The organism is Laspinema olomoucense D3b, assembly GCF_025370785.1.
Taxonomy (GTDB): domain Bacteria; phylum Cyanobacteriota; class Cyanobacteriia; order Cyanobacteriales; family Laspinemataceae; genus Laspinema; species Laspinema olomoucense.
The window spans coordinates 34,208-54,817 of record NZ_JAMXFA010000007.1; the positions used below are offsets into that span (position 1 = coordinate 34,208).

21 protein-coding genes are annotated in these 20,610 nt (G+C 40.8%); 18 read left to right on the forward strand and 3 right to left on the reverse strand.

From position 1 onward, the window contains the following. Positions 1–136 precede the first annotated feature (136 nt). Both cysT and cysW read left to right on the forward strand, forming a co-directional pair. Positions 137–988, forward strand: coding sequence for a sulfate ABC transporter permease subunit CysT (gene cysT / locus NG792_RS06725; protein ID WP_261234919.1), 852 nt, complete (start codon positions 137–139; stop codon positions 986–988). Beyond that, entirely contained in the window at positions 981–1,859 is an 879-nt protein-coding gene (cysW, locus tag NG792_RS06730; RefSeq protein WP_261234920.1) for a sulfate ABC transporter permease subunit CysW, read from the forward strand. The genes cysT and cysW overlap by 8 nt, the downstream gene beginning before the upstream one ends. 315 nt (positions 1,860–2,174) lie before the next feature. Here the strand turns inward: cysW and hetR are convergent, their stop codons facing one another. The 3 genes from hetR to NG792_RS06745 form a co-directional block, all read right to left on the reverse strand. Next, the gene (gene hetR / locus NG792_RS06735) at positions 2,175–3,077 is read right to left on the reverse strand and encodes a heterocyst differentiation master regulator HetR (RefSeq protein ID WP_261196558.1); all 903 of its coding nucleotides are present in this window, start codon (positions 3,075–3,077) and stop codon (positions 2,175–2,177) included. Positions 3,078–3,284: 207 nt separating this feature from the next. Further along, complete coding sequence (locus NG792_RS06740; protein WP_261234921.1) at positions 3,285–3,455, reverse strand: hypothetical protein; 171 nt, start codon at positions 3,453–3,455, stop codon at positions 3,285–3,287. A 255-nt stretch (positions 3,456–3,710) separates the two neighbouring features. Then, positions 3,711–5,582, reverse strand: a complete 1,872-nt coding sequence (locus NG792_RS06745; RefSeq protein WP_261234922.1) for an FAD-dependent oxidoreductase — start codon at positions 5,580–5,582, stop codon at positions 3,711–3,713. Between the two features lie 206 nt (positions 5,583–5,788). Here NG792_RS06745 and NG792_RS06750 point away from each other — a divergent pair, with 206 nt between their 5' ends. The 16 genes from NG792_RS06750 to NG792_RS06830 all read left to right on the forward strand — a co-directional run bounded on the left by NG792_RS06750 (position 5,789) and on the right by NG792_RS06830 (position 20,609). Then, complete coding sequence (locus NG792_RS06750) at positions 5,789–6,019, forward strand: DUF2281 domain-containing protein (RefSeq protein ID WP_261196561.1); 231 nt, start codon at positions 5,789–5,791, stop codon at positions 6,017–6,019. Next, positions 6,016–6,402 carry a type II toxin-antitoxin system VapC family toxin gene (locus tag NG792_RS06755; protein WP_261196562.1) on the forward strand — a complete coding sequence of 129 codons (387 nt, stop codon included), beginning with the start codon at positions 6,016–6,018 and terminating at the stop codon, positions 6,400–6,402. Before NG792_RS06750 ends, NG792_RS06755 begins: the two co-directional genes overlap by 4 nt. A gap of 39 nt (positions 6,403–6,441) precedes the next feature. After that, positions 6,442–6,678, forward strand: a complete 237-nt coding sequence (vapB, locus tag NG792_RS06760) for a type II toxin-antitoxin system VapB family antitoxin (protein ID WP_261196563.1) — start codon at positions 6,442–6,444, stop codon at positions 6,676–6,678. 134 nt (positions 6,679–6,812) lie between these two features. Further along, on the forward strand, positions 6,813–7,859 hold the full coding sequence (locus NG792_RS06765; protein WP_261196564.1) for a zinc-dependent dehydrogenase: 1,047 nt from the start codon (positions 6,813–6,815) through the stop codon (positions 7,857–7,859). 110 nt (positions 7,860–7,969) lie between these two features. Next, positions 7,970–8,773 carry a Uma2 family endonuclease gene (locus NG792_RS06770; RefSeq protein ID WP_261196565.1) on the forward strand — a complete coding sequence of 268 codons (804 nt, stop codon included), beginning with the start codon at positions 7,970–7,972 and terminating at the stop codon, positions 8,771–8,773. A gap of 719 nt (positions 8,774–9,492) precedes the next feature. Next, a complete protein-coding gene (locus NG792_RS06780) occupies positions 9,493–9,636 on the forward strand; it encodes a DegT/DnrJ/EryC1/StrS family aminotransferase (protein ID WP_261196567.1) in 144 nt (47 codons plus the stop codon). A 390-nt stretch (positions 9,637–10,026) separates the two neighbouring features. Continuing rightward, on the forward strand, positions 10,027–10,857 hold the full coding sequence (locus NG792_RS06785) for an ABC transporter permease (RefSeq protein ID WP_261196568.1): 831 nt from the start codon (positions 10,027–10,029) through the stop codon (positions 10,855–10,857). An 8-nt stretch (positions 10,858–10,865) separates the two neighbouring features. Further along, on the forward strand, positions 10,866–12,122 hold the full coding sequence (locus NG792_RS06790) for an ABC transporter ATP-binding protein (protein ID WP_261196569.1): 1,257 nt from the start codon (positions 10,866–10,868) through the stop codon (positions 12,120–12,122). 14 nt (positions 12,123–12,136) lie between these two features. Beyond that, entirely contained in the window at positions 12,137–12,973 is an 837-nt protein-coding gene (locus tag NG792_RS06795; RefSeq protein ID WP_261196570.1) for a class I SAM-dependent methyltransferase, read from the forward strand. 23 nt (positions 12,974–12,996) lie between these two features. Next, complete coding sequence (locus NG792_RS06800; protein ID WP_261196572.1) at positions 12,997–14,226, forward strand: glycosyltransferase; 1,230 nt, start codon at positions 12,997–12,999, stop codon at positions 14,224–14,226. Positions 14,227–14,261: 35 nt separating this feature from the next. Further along, entirely contained in the window at positions 14,262–15,353 is a 1,092-nt protein-coding gene (locus NG792_RS06805; protein ID WP_261196574.1) for a DegT/DnrJ/EryC1/StrS family aminotransferase, read from the forward strand. Positions 15,354–15,377: 24 nt separating this feature from the next. Beyond that, positions 15,378–15,857: a GNAT family N-acetyltransferase gene (locus NG792_RS06810; RefSeq protein ID WP_261196576.1), complete on the forward strand. Its 480-nt coding sequence runs from the start codon at positions 15,378–15,380 to the stop codon at positions 15,855–15,857. A 15-nt stretch (positions 15,858–15,872) separates the two neighbouring features. Then, a complete protein-coding gene (locus NG792_RS06815; RefSeq protein ID WP_261196577.1) occupies positions 15,873–17,099 on the forward strand; it encodes a glycosyltransferase family 4 protein in 1,227 nt (408 codons plus the stop codon). 502 nt (positions 17,100–17,601) lie between these two features. Then, positions 17,602–18,405 (forward strand): FkbM family methyltransferase, encoded by an 804-nt coding sequence (locus tag NG792_RS06820; protein WP_261196579.1) that lies wholly within the window; start codon positions 17,602–17,604, stop codon positions 18,403–18,405. 43 nt (positions 18,406–18,448) lie between these two features. Further along, positions 18,449–19,351 (forward strand): glycosyltransferase family 2 protein, encoded by a 903-nt coding sequence (locus tag NG792_RS06825; protein WP_261196581.1) that lies wholly within the window; start codon positions 18,449–18,451, stop codon positions 19,349–19,351. Between the two features lie 313 nt (positions 19,352–19,664). Continuing rightward, positions 19,665–20,609 carry a glycosyltransferase family 2 protein gene (locus NG792_RS06830; protein ID WP_261196582.1) on the forward strand — a complete coding sequence of 315 codons (945 nt, stop codon included), beginning with the start codon at positions 19,665–19,667 and terminating at the stop codon, positions 20,607–20,609. Position 20,610: the final 1 nt, after the last annotated feature.

Consider the following 20,610-nt stretch of genomic DNA (forward strand, 5'->3'; position numbering starts at 1 on the left):
CGCCCAACTTATTCAACCGAATTGTTTCTTATTCTCCAAACCTTCAAATATCCCAAAACCCTCGTTCATCCAAAAACGAAAGCTTTTGTAATGCTTGAGTCTATCAATAAAGAGTAACAATAATTCCCAGGTTATTATGGCAATTTCCTTCAATAATCCTCCCAAAAAATTACTAACCTCCCTCGGTGGCCTCCTCCATCTGTCTTGGCCTTGGCGGATCACGATTGGCTATCTGAGTATCATGCTGTTACTGCCGATGGCAGCCTTGTTGTGGATGTCGGCAACAAAAGACCCCAGTGAGTTTTGGCGAATTGCGACCAGCCCCGTAGCCATTTCCGCTTATGACGTCACCTTTGTTACCGCTTTTGTTACTGCCCTAATTAATGGCGTATTTGGTACTTTAATTGCTTGGGTTTTAGTGCGCTATGACTTTCCTTTTAAGCGGATTATTGATGCAGCAATTGATTTACCATTTGCCCTGCCCACAGCAGTGGCCGGTTTGACGATCGCCACGGTTTATAGTCGAACGGGTTGGATCGGTTCCCTGCTGGAACCCTTTGGAATTCAAATTGCTTTTACCCGTTTCGGAGTAGGCATTGCCATGCTCTTTATCTCCCTTCCGTTTGTAGTCCGAACAGTGCAACCTGTTTTAAGGGAAATAGAGCCTGAAGTCGAAGAAGTTGCCTGGAGTTTGGGTGCTTCTAACTCTCAAACCTTTTGGCGAATTATTATTCCCCAGTTGATTTCACCAATTTTAATTGGTGTAGCTTTGGGGTTTTCCCGGGCGGTGGGAGAGTATGGGTCAATTGTGATTGTGGCCTCAAATATTCCGTTTAAGGATTTAATCGCCCCGGTCTTAATTTTTCAACGACTGGAACAATATGACTACTATGGAGCAACGGTGATAGGGGTTGTACTGTTAGCAGTTTCTTTAGCCATTTTATTCGCAATTAATCTCGTGCAAGCTTGGGGAAGACGGTATGCTTAAATCTATCAGTGATCAGCCAGTTGAGAAGAGTGGCAATTCTAAAAAGCAAGAACAATGGGTGCCGCGGATTGCCATTGGGGTGGCGATCGCCTACTTAGGGCTGGTTCTTTTCATTCCTGCACTGAATGTCTTTTATCAAGCATTTAGAAACGGGTTCGGCCCCTTCTTTACTAACTTTAAGGACCACGACTTTTTAGAGGCGATTAAGTTAACTGTCATCGTTGCCGCGATTGTACTCCCGATTAATACTGTCTTTGGATTATGCGCAGCATGGGCGATCGCCCGCCATAAAATTCCCGGTCGAGCGTTTATTGTCAGCATCATTGACTTGCCTTTTTCCATCTCCCCCGTTGTCGCTGGGTTAATGATTGTTCTACTTTATGGAAGAAATGGCTGGTTTGGTCCCCTGATTCAATCCGCCAATCTTCAGATTATTTTTGCCCTACCGGGAATCATCCTTGCCAGTTTATTCGTGACCCTCCCCTTTGTCGCTCGTTCCGTGATTCCCGTCTTAGAGGAAACCGGACCCGAACAGGAAGAAGCAGCAAAAACCCTGGGAGCAAATGATTGGCAAATCTTCTGGCGGATTACTTTACCCAATATCCGCTGGGGACTGATGTATGGAGTCATTTTAACCAATGCCCGAGCAATGGGAGAGTTTGGTGCGGTTGCCGTCGTCTCTGGCAACTTGATTGGAAAAACCCAAACGTTACCGTTATTTGTAGAGGAAGCTTATAAGCAGTATCAAACCCAGTCGGCATTTTCCGCAGCGGCACTATTAGCCTGTCTGGGATTAATTAGTTTAGTTGCGAAAGAAATTTTAGAGCGTCAACAGGGGAGTTTGCGGCGAAGCGGCCCTCGCAAAGCTTGAGTTTTTTCACCCGATCGCCCGGTCACTCCCTACGCTCAATTCTTTACCTTAGAAACTCGCTTTAAGAGGTTTAATGGGGCTTTTCCTCCCTTCTCAATTATCAAAAAAATCCAGTTTCTCAACTCGTTCCTGCCTCGGTTAAATGCCGAAGCTTTTTTTTGTAAATCCCCAATATTTCGCCCCTATAAAGGGGCGTTAAAGGAGATTTATAGATTTTAGACTAGATTGATCCGAAACACACTGATTGACGCTTGAAGCAGAGGGCATTCCTTCCCCATTCAGCAATGATTGAACCAGGGGAAGCCGGATGCTACTCTAGGACTCTTCTTGAGGACCGAATACCATCTGGAGCAACGTGGGTTCACCCCCCTCCTCGTGATAGCGATCGGCCCACTGGCGGATGACTTCATCCAACTCTTCCATCGCTTGGTCCATGCGATGAGAGGGGATATCCAATTCCTCCAACAGCCGCATCGTTTTAGGTTGCCGTTCCGCCCAATCCTTCATCAGGCGGAAGTATCGTGCGGTATCCTCCACCATGACGTAGGTGCGCTCTTGATCATCTACGGGAGAATAAGAGGCACGAGTCAGGGCGTAAAAGGGCATTCCCCAAGGGGAATTAATCCGCGTTACCGTTCCGGAGTAAACCAACCTCCGCTTGATATGTTCTGCTAAGGCTTCAGAAAGAGGCATCCGTCTGTCTGCGGAAAAATCCTCCTGGGAGCGAGCGTGCAGAAACTCAATCAATTCCATAAACTGGAAGGAGTTGATCAGTTGAGCATCGGGAATATTGTTCGGAAGCTGGCGTTCAATTTGACGTTTTTCTTCACTCGTCAGATTGTTTCCCGGAATGCGAGGCCGTCCCGGTCTCCACGGATACTGTTCCAGCCACACATAAGGAAACTGGATCAGATAGCGAGGCTCCTGGGAACCCAACATCTTCAAGAGCTTGCCTTTTGTTAAGGCTTCTTTAACTTCCTCAACAATGGCTTTAACGCGCTTCGGCTCAATATGGTGCAGGTGACCTGTCATTCGCAGGTTTTCATCCTGCTCCAAATAGGTCATGTAAATGGCACATTTGGCTGCTGTTGCCGCTGCATCCAAAAATGCTCCGTGCCGGTGCCCACTGGTTCTCATGGCACTGAAGGCCAGATATATCATGATCTGATCCATTGCGCTGGGGCTAAGGCTTTTGATCAGATCTAAGTCGTTGCTCATCACATTCCTCAATTACGGATAGGTCAAGGTAGTTGCACCCTTCTCCGTTTATTGTTGTCCATGATGGTTGCAACTCACCGGACAATTGTTTTTGCCGGTTAGGGCTGACTGGACTGCAGCCAAACTCGCAACCTCCGACTCCTTCTGTTGAAGGATTAGGCTGTCGATGAATAACAGTAGCTTACCCTATTCCCCGGGGTAAAAGCATCACCACACTGTCAACTCGCGATCGCTGCTAGAAAGTAGCTCTTGCAAGCCGGGGAGGTACTCATCACTCCCAGGGTTGACAAAGGGTGCGACAGAAACCGCGATAATCTCCCACGCCACGGCCATCGTTGTCAAGACCAACAGATCTTTCCACTCCTGCCGCCTGTCCACTTTAGGAAAAGACGTCTTTTCTAGCCATAAAACTCCATTGTTTAGATGGCTTGGCGATCGCTTCTTGATTGATTAACTGCTTAAAATTATATCTTGCCCTGAATAATCATGGCAACAGAAACTTTTGCTGCTAAAAATCTTGAGCCAAGGGTTGAGCGATCGCATCAAATCGGTTAGGCTTCTATCCGTCTTCCTCATCCTTGAGAAAAATTGGATTCAATCTTATCCCTAATGCTTGAGGAAGACAATAGAAAATTAAGCTCTTAGTTCTTCTACGATTATCCAATTTCCCGAGGAATTCTGGCGGCCCCAAATATTTAAGCTTTGCTCATCCTCGCACTTTTCTAATTGACAGTCTATTTCTGCACGCAAGGTGACGAGACTCCAAGTTTGCCCCGCCATTTCTACCGGGTGAGTCAGAATGAGCGCATACTCTTGCAATCTTTTCTTCTGAAACAAGCCCATAAATGGTTGGCAATTGTTAATAAATGGATAGTGAATTGAGGATTTGATATCTGTTGAGGATGCAGTGTGAGTTTTAGAAAATTCTCCCTGGTTTGGCCGATCGCCACTGAGGGGATAGTGTTCTGGATTTTCTAAATAAAATTTTTGACAATCCAACCAGTCGCCATGTTCAGGAGTCAGATTAAACAGAGGAACCAAAGCTGCTGGGGCGATCGCATCCTGTAATAACGCAATCTGCAATATTCGGACAGGCAAATCCCTGGGTTGACAATTTTTTTCCACACAAAGGGCCGCTGCCAGTCCTGCCGCTTGTCCAATTCCCATCACCACAGGTTGTAGACGAGTGGCCCCATTGGCAATATGGGATACAGAAATATTTTTTTCACAAACTAACAGTCCATCTGTTGCCAACGGCACCAAAGAACCATAAGGAATCGTAAAAGGCGTCCCAGTCCAGCGCCCACCCCAGCGAATGGATTTGGGGCCCAGCTTAAAAGAAGGGTCCAGACTTTCTAAATGGGGATAATGATGATCATTGGCATAATTCCCCAAGGCGATCGCATCGCAGACTCCTGATTCATTTACAGATAAAGGAGCGACGCGCCCCCCAACCGCAGGCAAAATATCCAGTTCTGTAATCGTTTTCACCCCCACCAACCGCCTGCTTTCTCGATAATAAGGATGTAAAGCGTAGGCCCCACCGCCCAAACCAGGGGTTTTAAAAAAATTGCCGTCCCCTTCGACTCCTTTTATAGAGACAGGAAAAATATCCTCAGCCAACCCATAACGAGGTCCCAACTGAGTTTGGATAAACCTTGCAAAACTTTGGGAATGCGATCGCGCCTCTTGGAGAAACTCTAAACGTGATGCGTCCGTTTCCACCAGTCGCCCCACCCCTTCGCCATAATCATTGCCCTGAATTGGCCAATTAATCATGAAGCGATTTCCAGGCAATCTGCCGTAATTGAGAAAAGATTCAGGGCCATAGTTGTCCCAAGCCCCTAAAAAGCGACTGCAATCCTCAACAGGAGGTGCAGGAATTTCCGGGGCAGTCGCCCCTTCCCCATAATCCTGCATCACCACCACCCAAGTAGGCGCTTGTACTGGATATCGTTCTGTTAAAAGATTGGAGGCAACAGGGGCGCTGGGTTCATTCCACTCCCCTTGAAATTCCCAACCCCAACGATAGGGAATTTCTGCCAATGCCAGTAAATCGCCCAGTTCTGTGCCATCTAGAGTAATTTTCGCTTTGATAATCACATCTTGAAAACGAACCCCTGCGATCGCATTTCCATCGCGCAACACTTCTACGGGAACTTGCCCAGAAATCCAGTGCAGATTCGGCAGTTCTTTCACCCAGTTCGCAAAAATTTGGGCCGCAGTGCGTGGATCAAAGGTAAAAAAACTCACCCATCCGTGATCTAATCCGCCCTCTTGCTGACATTGCAGAGATTGCAGGAGTGAACCCCATAGACCTGTTTGAAACGCGGCCAACTCATTCCCATCAGGGGCCGAAACCCCTGCCGCTGTCAGCATTCCTCCCAACCAAGGAAATTCGCTGACTAAAACCGTTTGAGCACCGCAACGCGCCGCTTGAATTGCCGCAGCGGTTCCTCCCGTACTGCCACCCACCACCAACACATCAGATTGGAGTTCATTCATATAGATAGAAAGCAAAAGTAAACATAGAGAGTCTTAGGGGCGATCGCGTCCCAGTTATAGCATTCGGGTAGGGATGCGATCGCCCAGACAAGTCCCAACTTTTCTGTAGGGGAGCGTCAAGTCGATCGCACCTGCGGGAACCTTAGCCCTCGTGTTAGGCTAAATTCATCCAAACTGCCCACCCAACAACCTTTCCGGAGGTAAAAATGTCCAGTTCAAGCACCCAAAGTTTAATTGAATCGGCGATCGCCCAACTGCAACAGCTACCCCCTCAACAGCAGCAACAAGTCTTAGACTACATTGAATTTCTGGCTCAAAAATACATTGAACCCCAACCCCCTCAACCTCGCATCCCTGGCTTGCATCGCGGGATGGGGTGGATTAGCGATGATTTCAACGACCCCATTCCCCCTGAATATTGGAGTGAGCACTCATGAACTTGCTGCTAGATACCCATACCTTTATGTGGTGGTCTTTAACACCTGAAAGGCTTTCCGAACGGGTTAGCAGCTTATTGGCCGACCCCAGCAATGACTTGATTCTCAGTGTTGCCAGCGTTTGGGAAATGCAAATCAAATTGCAACTGGGAAAATTAAATCTAGAGTTGCCCTTGCGGGAGTTAATCGAAACCCAACAACAAACAAATAACCTGCAACTTCTCCCCATCGAAGTCACCCACGTTTGGGCGCTGGAGAATTTACCGATTCCCCACAAAGACCCTTTTGATAGGATTTTAATCGCTCAAGCCACGGTAGAACAGCAAACACTTCTAAGTATTGATGCTATCTTCGATGCTTATCCCGTGAATCGAGTCTGGTAGGGCCTTGTTATGTCCCTCACAACCTTGACGGAGGTCAAAATGTCCACTTCAACCACCGAGAGTTTAATTGAATCGGCGATCGCCCAACTTGAACAGCTACCCCCTCAACAGCAGCAACAAGTCCTAGACTACATTGAATTTCTGGCTCAAAAATACATCCAACCTCAAACCCCTCAACCTCGCGTCTCTGGGTTACATCGCGGTAAAGTTTGGATGAGTGAAGATTTCAACGACCCCATTCCCTCTGACTACTGGAGTGATACCAAATCCAGGTAAAAGTTTTTATAGAGTAGCCTGCGTAGGCAGGCTTTGTCCGTATAGCCCCAGGCTTGACGCTGCGGGTTTTTATTGCAAGTAGGCGTGAATCGAGTCTGGTAGGGTAAGTTAGAGTTTTTTAACAATCACCAACGATGAAAGCACAGGTTTTTAGAGGAGTCAACCAACTCAGTTATGAAGACATCCCCCTGCCAGAACTCTCTTCTGATGAGGTTTTGGTACAAGTCCGGGTTGTGGGGCTATGTCAATCAGATATTAAAAAAATTCGGTATCCACTCTATGAACCCCCGCGAATTTTTGGACATGAAACGGCGGGGGTCATTTCTGCAGTGGGAGAGGCGGTAACAGGATGGCAAGTGGGACAGCGAGTGGTGGTGATGCACCATATCCCCTGTATGCACTGCACTTATTGCTTGAATGAAAACTTTTCTATGTGTGAGGTTTATAAAAATATCACCACCACTGCGGGATTTGCTCCTAGTGGCGGTGGATTTGCCGAATATGTGAAAGTCCCTGGACATATTGTCCGGAATGGGGGGCTGATTCCCATCCCAGATTCCGTCACATTTGAGCAAGCGAGTTTTGTGGAACCAACAAACTGCTGCTTAAAAGCGGTGAAAAAGGCCCGAGTGGAACCAGGACAGACCGTGTTAATTACGGGGGCGGGTCCCATCGGACTGATGTTTGTGATGCTGGTGAAATATTTTGGTGCGAGGGCGATCGCCACAGATTTGCTCCCCTCTCGCCTAGAGAAAGCCTCGGAATTAGGGGCAGAAGCTGCTTTTGATGCTCGTAACCCAGACTTAGCCAGTCAGGTGAAAGAACGAACGGGGGGAATGGGAGTGGATACGAGTATCTTGGCAGTTCCGAGCGAAAAAGCCTTTTTCCAAGCCCTCGACTGTACCCGCAAAGGGGGGAAAATTCTATTTTTTGCCGAATTTCCCGATGAGGTGGAAATTCCCCTTAATCCCAATATTTTATATCGCCGCGAAATTGACTTGATGGGAAGCTACAGTTCCAGCTATCGAGTTCAAGGGTTAGCGACAGATATTGTCTTTAATAAGAGGATTGATGTGGATAAATTGGTGAGTGATAAATATCCACTTAAGGAATTAGCAGCCGCTGTAGAAAGAGCAGTTCAGCCGACCCTTGACACTTATAAGATTTTGCTGTATCCGTAACGGCTATCCCAGCAAATCGCTCTTACATTGAGAGGGCGATATTTTTCTGGGGGTAGGGGTAAGCCACTTATCATAGAAATTAAAACTGTAGTCGCGATCGGTGAGGTATCATGTCTGCTCCTCAATTTGCATTGACAGAACCGACGGAAATTCCCCTTCCACCTACCCAAGATGAACTGCCCTGTGATGACGGTGTTCCAATGGAAACCCTGCGGCATAAACTGCAAATGGATTTATTAGTTGACCCCCTGTGGACTTGGTTGAAAGACCGGGATGCCTTTGTGGGGGGCAATATGTTTGTTTACTATAGTCTCGCCCAAGTGCGCGATCGCGATTTCAAAGGTCCCGATGTGTTCGCCGTCCTAGACGTCCCTCGCGGCGAGCGTAAAAGCTGGGTCCTTTGGGAAGAAGGAAAAGGGCCCGATGTGGTCATTGAACTCTTGTCCAGCAGTACCGCCAAACAGGACAAAACCGAGAAAAAGCAGATTTACCAAAATCATATGCGGGTCACTGAGTATTTTTGGTACGACCCCTACAATCCCGAAGATTGGGCAGGGTTTGTCTTAACAAAAGGAGTCTATGAACCCTTGGCAGCAGACGAACAAGGACGGTTACTCAGCCAAAAACTCGGATTGGCCCTTGTCCGGTGGTCTGGACAGTACCGGGATGTAGAGACTGTTTGGCTACGCTGGGCCACTTTAGACGGAGAATTACTGCCTTCTAAAGATGAACTGGCTGAAACCGAACACCAACGGGCTGAAACCGAGCGCCAACGGGCCGAAACCGAGCGCCAACGGGCGGAAACTGAGCGTGAACGGGCTGAAACCGAGCGTGAACGGGCTGAACGAGCCGAACAACGAGCGCAGGAGTTAGCAGAACAGTTACGGGCGATGGGGATAGAACCGAATCCATAACCCCATCATCCAAAGAAGCCCGCTTAGGCGGGCTTTGGCATTCAAAGGTTCTGGGATTCTTTTGTTGCGGATTACTCCGACAATTGCTGAGATTTGCGGAGAATTACCAGAGCATCACCACGCTCCACAAGTTCGACTGATGATTGCCACAGCGATCGCATATCATGCTAGTTGATGTCCTCAGACAGCAAGTTCAAGCAATATGCAGAACTCCAGGGTAAGTTGTTTTGACGGGACATTTGTTTGGGCGTCGATTCTTAATCTTTTTTATGATAGGCTTTGGGAAATCCCCCTGAGTGCAAAAAAAAATCTGAGCGATCTCCTTTGTTCACTCCAGGCGATCGCCTGCGAAGCCCTCTGTGTCACGCACCACCTGGAAATTCACAAGCTGGCATCATCGACAAAAGTTCTGTAATTTATATCATCCAATTTCAGACCCACCACTGATGATATGACTGAAATTAAAATTCTCGTTTTAGACCTCAAACCCTAGTACGAGCAAATCAAGGTTGAAGTTCAAGGGGCGATTAACGGCGTTTGAGAATCAGGTCAGTTTATTGTATGGCCTGATGTGAAGCTGTTTGAGCAGGAAGTGGCTGAGTATTGGGGGGTGAAGCACCTGATAAGTGTAAATTAGAATCCAGATGCCCTCGTGATTGGCTTGGGGGCGTTAGGAATTGGGGAAGGGGATGAGGTGATTACCACGCCATGCCTCTTTTTTGGCGACAGCGGAATCTATTAGCAAAGGGGGAGCAAAGCCAGTTTTTCCGGAGATTGACCCCAGAATGGGCACTCTTCATGCCCAGGAGATTAAAGCGAAAATTACCCCTTGGATGAAAGCCCTGATGCCTGTCCATCTGTAGGGGCAAGCCGCCGCGATCGGGCAGATTATGGAGATGGCTCCAGAGTAGTGTTTAAGAGTGCTTGTAGATTCTGCTTTAATGCCAGATATTGGGGAACTTGTTCGTCTGGCCAAGGTCATTGCCAGGAATCCACTCTGGAATCCCTGCGAGGGGAATTTATAGAAACCCTTGGCGATGTGGGCGCTTAGTCCTTTTTAGGGTTGCCCCCTTCAATCATCCGAGATATTGTCCATAAACCTGAAAAAAGGCGAAAATGTCATAAGTCCTTGCTTAACGTGAAAAAATTAGGGCAAATTTTAAATATTAACCATTCATCCAGTCCAGAACAAGGTAAAAATGTAATATGTACCCATGCCCAAGTTTTGAGAACATATCCAGAGGAGTCTAGGCGTGCAAGCCAGTGATAGAAAAATTATTATTCGTCCAGGCAATCAGTCTTTAGTGCAAGCAGTAAGGGAGTTTTGGGATTACCGCGATTTACTGTATATCCTGGCTGCTAGGGAAGTTAGTGTTAGGTACAAGCAGACGGCGATCGGCATTGCTTGGGTAGTCTTGCAGCCATTGATGACTACACTCATATTTACTTTGATTTTTGGTCGCTTTGCGAAAATTCCCTCTGATGGTATCCCTTATGCTGTCTTTGCTTACTCAGCATTGGTGTTATGGGGGCTATTCTCTCAAGGACTGACTAGAGCAGGAGAGAGCATCATTGCGGATGAAAGGTTAATTACCAAAGTTTACTTTCCTCGTCTGGTAATTCCCTTCGCAGCGGTGGGTTCCGCGTGGATTGACTTTGCCGTATCCCTGTTTATCCTTTTGCCCCTGACATATCTATATGGACTTAGACCCACTGCCAGTCTTGTGCTAATTCCTGTTGTGATGGTTGTGGTGATGATATTGGCTACGGGTATGGGAACATTATTGGCTAGTCTGAATGTCAGGTATAGAGATTTTCGCTATCTCACCCCATTTCTCATCCAGATTTGGCTATATGCTTCACCCATTGTCTATCCAGTCAGCATTGTTCCCGATTCTGTCCGAATGTGGTACTATCTTAATCCAATGGCAGGGTTGATTGAAACCTTTCGCTTTGCGGTGACTGGACAAGGAAGTTTTAGTGGGATAGGATTTGGGATTAGTGCCTTTACCTCTGCTGTTATGTTTGCTATTGGTTTAACAGTGTTCAGGCAGGTCGAGCGAAGTTTTGCAGATTTTATTTAGGGATGAGCATGAAGCCAATTATCTCTGTTAGAGACTTGGGAAAAATGTATCGCATTCGTTCCGAGGAAAAGAAGCAATATCTAACCCTTCGGGATGAGTTAGCTGAGGGGTTTCGGAAACTTTGGAATGGTAAAGTGGGTCAATCCACAACGGAAGAATTTTGGGCCTTAAAAGATATTAATTTTGATATTTATCCTGGTGAAATAGTTGGTATTATTGGGGGAAATGGTGCGGGAAAAAGTACACTATTAAAAATTTTATCGCGGATTACGCCACCCACTAAAGGAGAAGCCATTTTGGGAGGACGAGTGGGTTCGCTTTTGGAGGTGGGAACTGGGTTTCATCCAGAATTGACAGGCAGGGAAAATATTTATCTTAGTGGCGCCATTCTGGGGATGAGCAGGGCGGAAATTAGAAAAAATTTTGATGAAATTGTTGCATTTGCCGAAGTAGAAAAGTTTATTGATACGCCCGTCAAGCGCTATTCTTCAGGGATGTATGTAAGATTAGCATTTGGAGTAGCGGCTCATTTGGAACCAGAAATTTTGATTGTTGATGAGGTTTTAGCAGTGGGGGATGCTGCCTTTCAGAGAAAATGTTTAGGAAAGATGGAGGATGTAGCTACTACTAAAGGTAGGACCGTATTATTTGTAAGCCATAATATGGGTGCGGTTGCTAGTCTTTGTAAAAAAGTTATTTGGCTAGATGCTGGAAAAATAAAATCGATAGGTTATCCTGCTAATCAAATAGCTAAATATACCGCAGCTATATCATCCTTTTCTGTAAAAGACTTAATGACTCAATCTAATCAACACTCACTGGCCATTATACAAGATATTCGGATTACTAATATTCATAGACAAGAGTGTGAATCTTTTGATTTATTTGAGCCTTTAAGCATAGAAATGGATATTTTACAAAGAGAACTTCTAACTCCACTTCGTATTGTTATTAGAATACGGTCAGAATCAGATAATTCTGTTGTACTTGCAACTACAGATTGGGATAAGGGGAAGCCAATTAACTGCTTAAAAGCTTGTAAATATACGGTTGAATGTCTTATACCAGGTAATTTACTAAACAGTGGTGTATATTTACTATCTGTTGGTATTGATGAACCTCGTGGTTCTATTCATTTTAGACTCGATAATGTTAAACAAATTGTGATTGTGAATAATTCACCTCTGGGAGAAGGAATATATGGTGATAGGGATGGAATAATATCCCCTTATAGAGAATGGAAATTACTTAATATCGCCCCATAGACCAATTAAACCTTATGAATTATCAGAAAACAAGCATTTGTAAACTCTGTAAGGGAAAAACAAACTATCTATTTTCCTTAGAAATCGCTCAATCTATTAACGCTGATTATTATGAGTGTGAAGTATGCAAGACCCTGCAATCCTACCATTTAGATGATATGTCTTCCAACGAATTAAAAAATTTTTATGAATCTACTGATAGTTTAGGTTTAGATAATGGGGCAGCGTGGAGACAATATTGTATTGTCAATCGTTTACAAACTCTTGTTAGACTCAAACTAATTCGTTCTTTCTCATTAGAAGGTTTTAAAGTATTAGATTTTGGTGCTGGTTCAGGATTTGTGTCAAGTAGTTTAAAATTCAAATTAGGCTGGGATGTTTATACATATGAACCATACATTAAACCTTATTTCTCAACGGTTAAGTTTTTAAAAAATATAGATGAAGTAATTGCCAATAAACCTTATAACTTAATCATAGAGAGTGAAGTATTTGAACACTTAAATAAACCTGCTGATACATTGAATATGATGCGAGATATTTTACATAAAGATTGGTTTTATGTTTTTGTTACTACAGGTTTATATATTCCAGGTAAAAGAGATAAAAGTTGGGCTTATTTAGCACCTATGACGGGTCAACACACTACATTTTATTCAACAGAATCTATGAAAAAAGTAGGCGAAATTTTAGGAAGTTCTAGGATTTATCAGATAGGGGCTGAATATGAATGGCTTTTTGCCAAATATCCATCAAAAATGCCCCTATTACATGATATAACCAATATATTTTCTCTAAAATTTTTACAAATGCAAGTAAAATGGGGATTCTTACCCAAAATTGAAGAATAAAAATCACATTAGAGAATAAAATTATGAAAATTTTAATTTGGAATCCCTATCTTAGTCTGGGTGGTGGTTTACGTTTATTGATAAAGTTGACAGAAGCAATATCATGTCAGGCCGATGTTAAATTAGTGAGATTGGCACTTCCTTCTGGTTGTATAAATAACCCTGAAATGCTTAATAATAAAAAAGTGGAAATTCTGGAACTAAATCAGTTCTGGCTAGAAAAACATCAAATAATTTTAGGGATTAAAGGTACAATAAGGATAAAATCACTATTACGGCGTTTATTACCTCAATTTTTAGCTCAAGGTAAACAAAAACAATTTCAAAATGCAGTTGCAGACTGTGATTTAATTTACTGCCCTTGGCCTCACCGACTCACCTTTCCCCTTACCGATAAACCAGTAATTTGTACTTTTCAAGATGCTACACTATTAGAATTTCCGGAAATACTTGGTGGTCAAGTAAGCTATTTAGAATGGCAACTGTCAAAAGTATGGATGGAAAAATCTACTAGGATAGTTGTTTCATCAAATTCCACTAAAGAAAAATTGATTAAGCAATTTGGAAAAATCTGTCAAAAAGCCGATCTAATTCATCATGCTATATTACCCGAAACCCAACAAAACTTACCTTTAGATTGTTCTAAGTTATTAGATAACCTTCCTAAAAAATATGTAATTTTTCCTGCTAATATAACAACACATAAAAATCATTATAATCTGCTTATAGCGTGGTCACGATTTCAACGGCGCAAAGAATTTCCTTTAATTTTGTTGGGTAATGGGATACAAGATTTAAACTACTCCAACCCTTATTTCCCAGAATATTGGTCAGCCGCAAGACTTACTGGAGTGATTTATCGAACTAATCTAATTTTAAGAGAAGATATTTATGCGTTAGGTTATGTTGATGATGCTGATGTTATCAGTCTAATTAGTCAAGCAACAGCATTAATCATGCCCACTTTAGCAGAAGGTGGTGGTAGTTTTCCAGTTGAAGAAGCTTTGACTTTTGGAGTGCCAGTTTTGTGTTCCAATATACCCGTAATGCAAGAGCATCTTTCTTATAGAAGTGCTAAAATTGCTTGGTTTGATCCTGACTGTCCTAGTTCTATTGTTGAAGCTTTGAATACTTTTTTTGAGAATTATGCAGAATATAAGCAATCAGCTATTAAGGGCATGACAGATCCTCGTCCTTCATGGGATGATATTGCTAGTCAATATGTTAAAGTCTTTAATGAAGCATTAAATTAAGTGGTTTTTGAGAGTGTAGTATCCCAATTACAATTATGCACAAAATTCCTGTTTATCAACCATCTTTGGTGGGAAACGAAAAAAAATACGTAAACGATTGTCTAGATGCTAACTGGATTTCTTCAAAGGGTAAATATGTTCAACTCTTTGAAAAAGAATTTGCTAGTTATGTTAAAGTCAATTATGCTACGGGAGTATGTAACGGTACAGTGGCTTTACATTTAGCTTTATTAGCTTTAGGAATTGGTCAAGGAGATGAGGTTATTGTTCCTACTTTAACCTATATTGCTTCAGTAAATACTATCACTTATACCGGAGCAATTCCGGTTTTTGTAGATTCACTTCCTGATACTTGGCAAATCGATCCTGAAGATGTTATTAGAGCGATTACACCGAAAACTAAAGCCATATTAGCAGTTCATCTTTATGGGCATCCTTGTGATCTGTCCGCCTTAAAAGAAATAGCCAAGAAACATCGGTTATTTTTAATAGAAGATTGTGCTGAAGCTATTGGTTCATTATATCAGAATCAGCACGTTGGTACTTTTGGAGATGTGGCTACTTTTAGCTTTTATGGTAATAAAACCATTACCACAGGTGAAGGAGGTATGGTCATAACTAATGATCAAACAATTTTTGATCGTGCTGTTCATTTTAAAGGACAAGGTTTAGCCAAATATCGAGAATACTGGCATGACGTTATAGGATATAATTATCGTATGACTAATCTTTGTGCAGCCATAGGATTAGCTCAATTAGAAAAAATTCAGACAATTATTAAGAAGAAACGTCAAATTGCTGAACTTTATAAAGAGTTACTTCAGGATACAAATTTTAAAGTACATCCTGAAATTGGCGATGTTTTTCACTCCTATTGGATGGTATCAATTCTAGTGGATCAAGCCAATCAACGAGATACAGTTAGAGAACATTTAGCACAAGCTGGAATCGAAACTCGTCCTGTATTTTATCCTGTTCATACTATGCCAATGTATTCTCAAAAATATCAGAAACATCAAGTAGCTGAGGATATTGGATGGCGAGGAATTAATCTTCCTAGTTATCCTGATTTATCCGAAGAACAAATTAAATATATTTGTGATACTTTGAATAAGACAAATTATTAATATTGAGCATAATAAATTAATTTTATGAACTATATAGGTTTTAGATTATTGCACAGTTCTGATGCACAAGATTTAAGTAATCTATTACTAAATAGTTTATCAGAATATGTAAAATATTTTCATCCTTTTGATTTTGAACTATTATCTATTCAAAAAAGACTTGATATTGCTATTAATGATAAATTCTTTGGCATAGAAGTTAAAGATAATAGTTTAGCTCATTCTAAATTAATTGGCTTTTATATGTTAAGAGGTATGGATGAAGGATACACAGAACCGATGTATGGAGTTTTTATTGATCAACAATGGCAAGGTAAAGGAATAGCTAAATTAAGTCTTTATCATGCAGAATGCTTTTGTAAAATCAATTTATATCAACGGATATTACTGAAAGTCCATCATAACAACGACCGCGCCCAAAAACTATATAAGTCTATAGGTTTCCAATTTTTAAGAGAAGATCCGAAGATTAATAATGTAGTTTTATACAAAGATATACCTTAAAAAGGTTCAATTCTTATGAAAATAGGTTATTACTTAGGTAGTGCTAGTTTAGATGGTGGAGGAACTGCTCCTTATGGTTGGCGACTTCTTGAGTTATTATTAAATAATAGTAAAAATTATGATATAGAAATTGTCATTTTATGTACTGAAGAAGTGCAAAAAGGTTCTCTTGAATTAATAACCAAATATCAAGCACAAGGAACAACCGCTATTATCAAATCTTATAATTTTAATTATGTTGAGCGTATAAGTAGAATAGCGGGAATTGCTTTAGCTAAAATTTTAGATAAATTAAATATCGATCAAAAATTCGCATTCTACTTAAATCCTCTTTATCGTTGGTTTGCTTCCTTAGATATTGATTTACTTCATGTTCCTTATCAAACAGCACCTATTTATGATTTTTATGCTTTACCATATCCATTTATTATAACAATGCACGATGTTCAAGAGTTACATTTTCCTGAATTTTTTACTCCTGAAGAACGTGCTTTTAGAGCAGAACATTACTGGAAATCTCTTAAATATGCTAGTGGTGTAGTTGTTTCTTTTAATCATGTTAAACAAGACTTAATCAAATATTTTCATTTACCAGAATCAAAAATTTATGTTTGTCCACCACCTTATACCCAAATAAAATTAGTTTCTTCTACAAAAGAAGAAACTGAAGTTTATAGCAAAAAATATAGTAATTTTCAAGATTTTATCCTTTATCCTGCTCAAACTTGGGAACATAAAAACCATCTATCTTTGATTAAATCTGTTGAATTAATTAAAGCCAAATATAATCGCTCTATTACTGTAATCTTTACTGGTAAAAAGAATGATCGTTTTTTTCCCAAAATAGAGAAATTTTTAATAAAATCAACAGTATCACAACAGGTTATTTTTACAGATATCGTACCTGAAACTGAACTGCATTGGTTATATAAAAATTGTGCTTTAGTAGTTGTTCCTACCTTATACGAAGCCGGAAGTTTTCCATTATTAGAAGCTATAGCTTTAGGTGTTCCCGTTATCTGTTCTTCTGTAACTTCTTTGCCAGAGACTATAGGAGATTCACGATTTATTTTTAATCCCCTTGATCTTGAAGCAATGGCTAATTCAATATTACAAATGATTGATGGGGAGGAGCTTCGTAATGACAATATACTTAATAGTAAAAAGAGAATTCAAGAATTACGAGAAATTAATTCTGCCCCTGCTTTTATTAACGCTTATCGCCAAGTTTTGCGTAACTAAATAATGGCTTTACGGTAGACTGTGATGGCATTTGCAGCACATAATTAGACTTACAAGCCAAGCGGCAGTATATAAAAATCATCAATCAATCCTATTACAACTTGGTAATTGAGTATCGCATCCAGGGCATAGCCAGGGTTTAAAACCCCTGTCTCAAAGCTGAAGCAGTTGAAAACTTGCTCGATGACCAGGATTTTACTATAATTTCAGCAGCAAATATCAGATTCACACTCCTACGTCTGACAGCCAGTGGAGTAATTTTAAAACTAATTAAGGACGATCGCCTCCGAGAAACAATGAGTCAGCAGTGTAGAGCGATCGCTCTTAAAGAATACTGTCTTGAGTTACAGGCGCTTAGATATATCCAACTATATCAGAACGCCTTGAAAACAACTTGTGCTTTCAATAAAAACTGATATTACAATTTGAGTAATCAAGATGTAGCAGCAAATCTTTCTAAATCTCTATTAAGCAAAAAACAAGCAAACAACCGAATTATATTATGATGTTAAAATTGTCAAAAACATATATTAAAAAGGTTTTCTACAGTTTAGGGATAGAAATCCGAAAAGTTGAAAATTACGGGCATTCATATCCCAGAGATTTTATGTATGGGTGTCTGTATCAAGCTGCTAAAAATGGTTTGCAGCCCAAAACTATAGTAGATGTTGGTGCAGCAAATGGTACACCTGCACTATACCAAATTTTTCCAGAAGCTAAACATATTTTAGTTGAGCCTCTCGAAGAGTTTTCTTCAGATTTAGAGCAAATCGTTTCTCAACTTAAAAAAGCTGAATATATAGCTGCGGCAGCATCAAATCAAACAGGGACAACAGTAATTAATGTTCATCCAGACCTTGTAGGCTCATCAATTTATCAAGAAGAAGAGGATTCAGATGTTAATGGATTCGATCGAATAGTTCCTACCGTAACGCTGGATGAAATATGCACAAATGCAGTCGAACCGTTTTTGATCAAAATTGACGCTCAAGGCGCGGAAATAGATGTTTTAACAGGAGGACTACAAACCCTAAAAAAAACAGAATGCGTTATCCTTGAAGTCTCTTTATTTAATTTTTTTAAAGGTGCGCCTGTGTTTGATGAGTGCATAGATTTTATGAAAGAGCGAGGGTTCGTCGTATATGACATATTTGACTTGAAATATCGTTTGCTTGATGGAGCGATGTCTCAGATTGATATAGCTTTTGTTCCAGAAAAAAGCGAACTGAGAAAATTTCATTTTTATGCAACCAGAGAACAACGGAAAAAACAAAATCAACGCTTAAAGAAAAGTGTAGGGAAGTAACTCCATAGCAATTTGATCAACGCATACCTTTCAAAGTTTAATTATGAATGTTCCCAAAATATCTATTGTTACACCATCTTTCAATCAAGCTGAATTCCTAGAGTCAACCATCCAAAGCGTTTTATCACAAAATTATCCAAATTTGGAATATATTATCATTGACGGGGGCTCATCAGATCACAGTTTAGCACTTATAAAAAAGTACGAAAAATACCTACACTTTTGGTGCAGTGAACCTGATGGTGGGCAATATGATGCGATCGACAAAGGGTTTAGCCACTCAACAGGTGAGATTATGTCATGGATTAACAGCGACGACCTATACTATCCGTGGACTTTTAAAACAGTAGCCAGTATTATGTCCGAACTTCCTCAAGTTGAATGGCTAACAACACTTAACCTGGGGGAATGGGATTGGCACGGTTTTTGTAGCGGCTTCACATCTTCTCCCGGATATTCAAAAGAAGCATTTCTTGATGGTCTTTATTGTCCGCAAAACAAAAATTATAGTGGTTTTGTAATCCAGCAAGAATCTACTTTTTGGAAAAGAAGTCTTTGGGAAAAATCTGGAGGTCATCTTTCAACTGAATTTAAACTGGCAGGTGATTTTGAGTTGTGGTCACGCTTTTTCTATTGTGCAGAATTATATAACGTCAAATCACCATTAGGAGGATTTCGCAGACAAATCAATCAGAGAAGCCGTCAAATTGATTTGTATGCCGAAGAAAGTCAGAAAATCTTATTAAAAATGAGTAAAAACCTAGATTATCATTCAAATTTTTTAAAATTTCTTGCCCATCATATGATGATACATAGATTACCAAAAAAAACCAGATCAAAAATTCTTTCAATACTTAGCTTCTGTGGTTATACAGCCAACGAGGTAGTCAGAAAAAATGCAGATTCATCAGAAGCTTACTGGGATATAGAACAGTACAATTTTTAGTTTAATAATTGTATGATCAAATAAATATATGCCTTGAAACCACAAATAACACAACAATGAAACAAAATATTTATTTTACAGGCTACTTACAAATGAGCATTAATAGACATTAACCAATAAATTATCTCTGTTTTTTCGTTGAAGAATCCAAGGTGATTTCCCATTAGAATCCAGAACAATATAAATGGATTACTAAATGTCCCTATTGAAGTAAGATCATTACTGACTAAAACAATAATAAAGAATTAACAAATGTCAGTAAAGGAGATTCTGGTAACACAATAATTTCCTAAGATGTTGCTCAAATAAGCCAATGACTCATGCTCATCACCAATCAAATAAGGATAAATTATATTTACATATGTCAATTCCCAAAATCGAATATTACTGCACAAAACTAGAAAGATCCCAACCTTATTTAAAGGGGGGCAGACGTCTTTTGCCTAATTGTAATAATGAAGAAAAGTGCCATCCTGAAAAGCCTCTGGTCAGTATAGTTACTGTTGTTTACAATGCTGAAATGTACCTGGAGAAAACTATTCAGAGTGTGATTAACCAGACTTACGAAAATATAGAGTATATCATAATTGATGGGGGAAGCCAAGACTTGACTTTAGAAATTATCAAAAAATATGAAGAAAAAATAAGTTACTGGATCAGTGAATCTGACTTGGGTATTTATGATGCGATGAACAAAGGGATCGCATTGTGTAAAGGCGATATTATAGGTATTATGAATGCAGGAGATATATACACAACTGAAGCCGTATCAACTGTAATAAATAGTTATGAAAATAGTCCTATTTCACAAATTATAGTTGGAAACTGTAAAGTAACCCTAGATTTTGAACATTCAAAATGGGTAGTAGTATCTGGAAAAATCGATAAACTTCCATATAAAACCTTGCCTCACCCCTCAGTCTTCGTCACCTTGTCCGTCTATAAGGAACAAGGGCTTTACAATACTTCTTTTAGAATAGCTGGTGACTATGACTTTTTATGTCGCTGCTTTAATAAAAAAGTTAAATTCATTCATGTAGATACAGTTATAGCTATTGCAAGTCAGCCAGGACTTTCCAGTAATTATTATTTAAATGAAGCTGAATGCTTAAGAGTCCGTTTACAGAATCATTTACCTTTTTATTTATCAATTTTTATGAGTATATTTTCATTTGTAACAATTACCCTTCATAAAATTTTAGCGAATTTAGGTTTATGGGCTGTAGTCGAAAGTCGCAGACACGGAACAATCCGTTAAT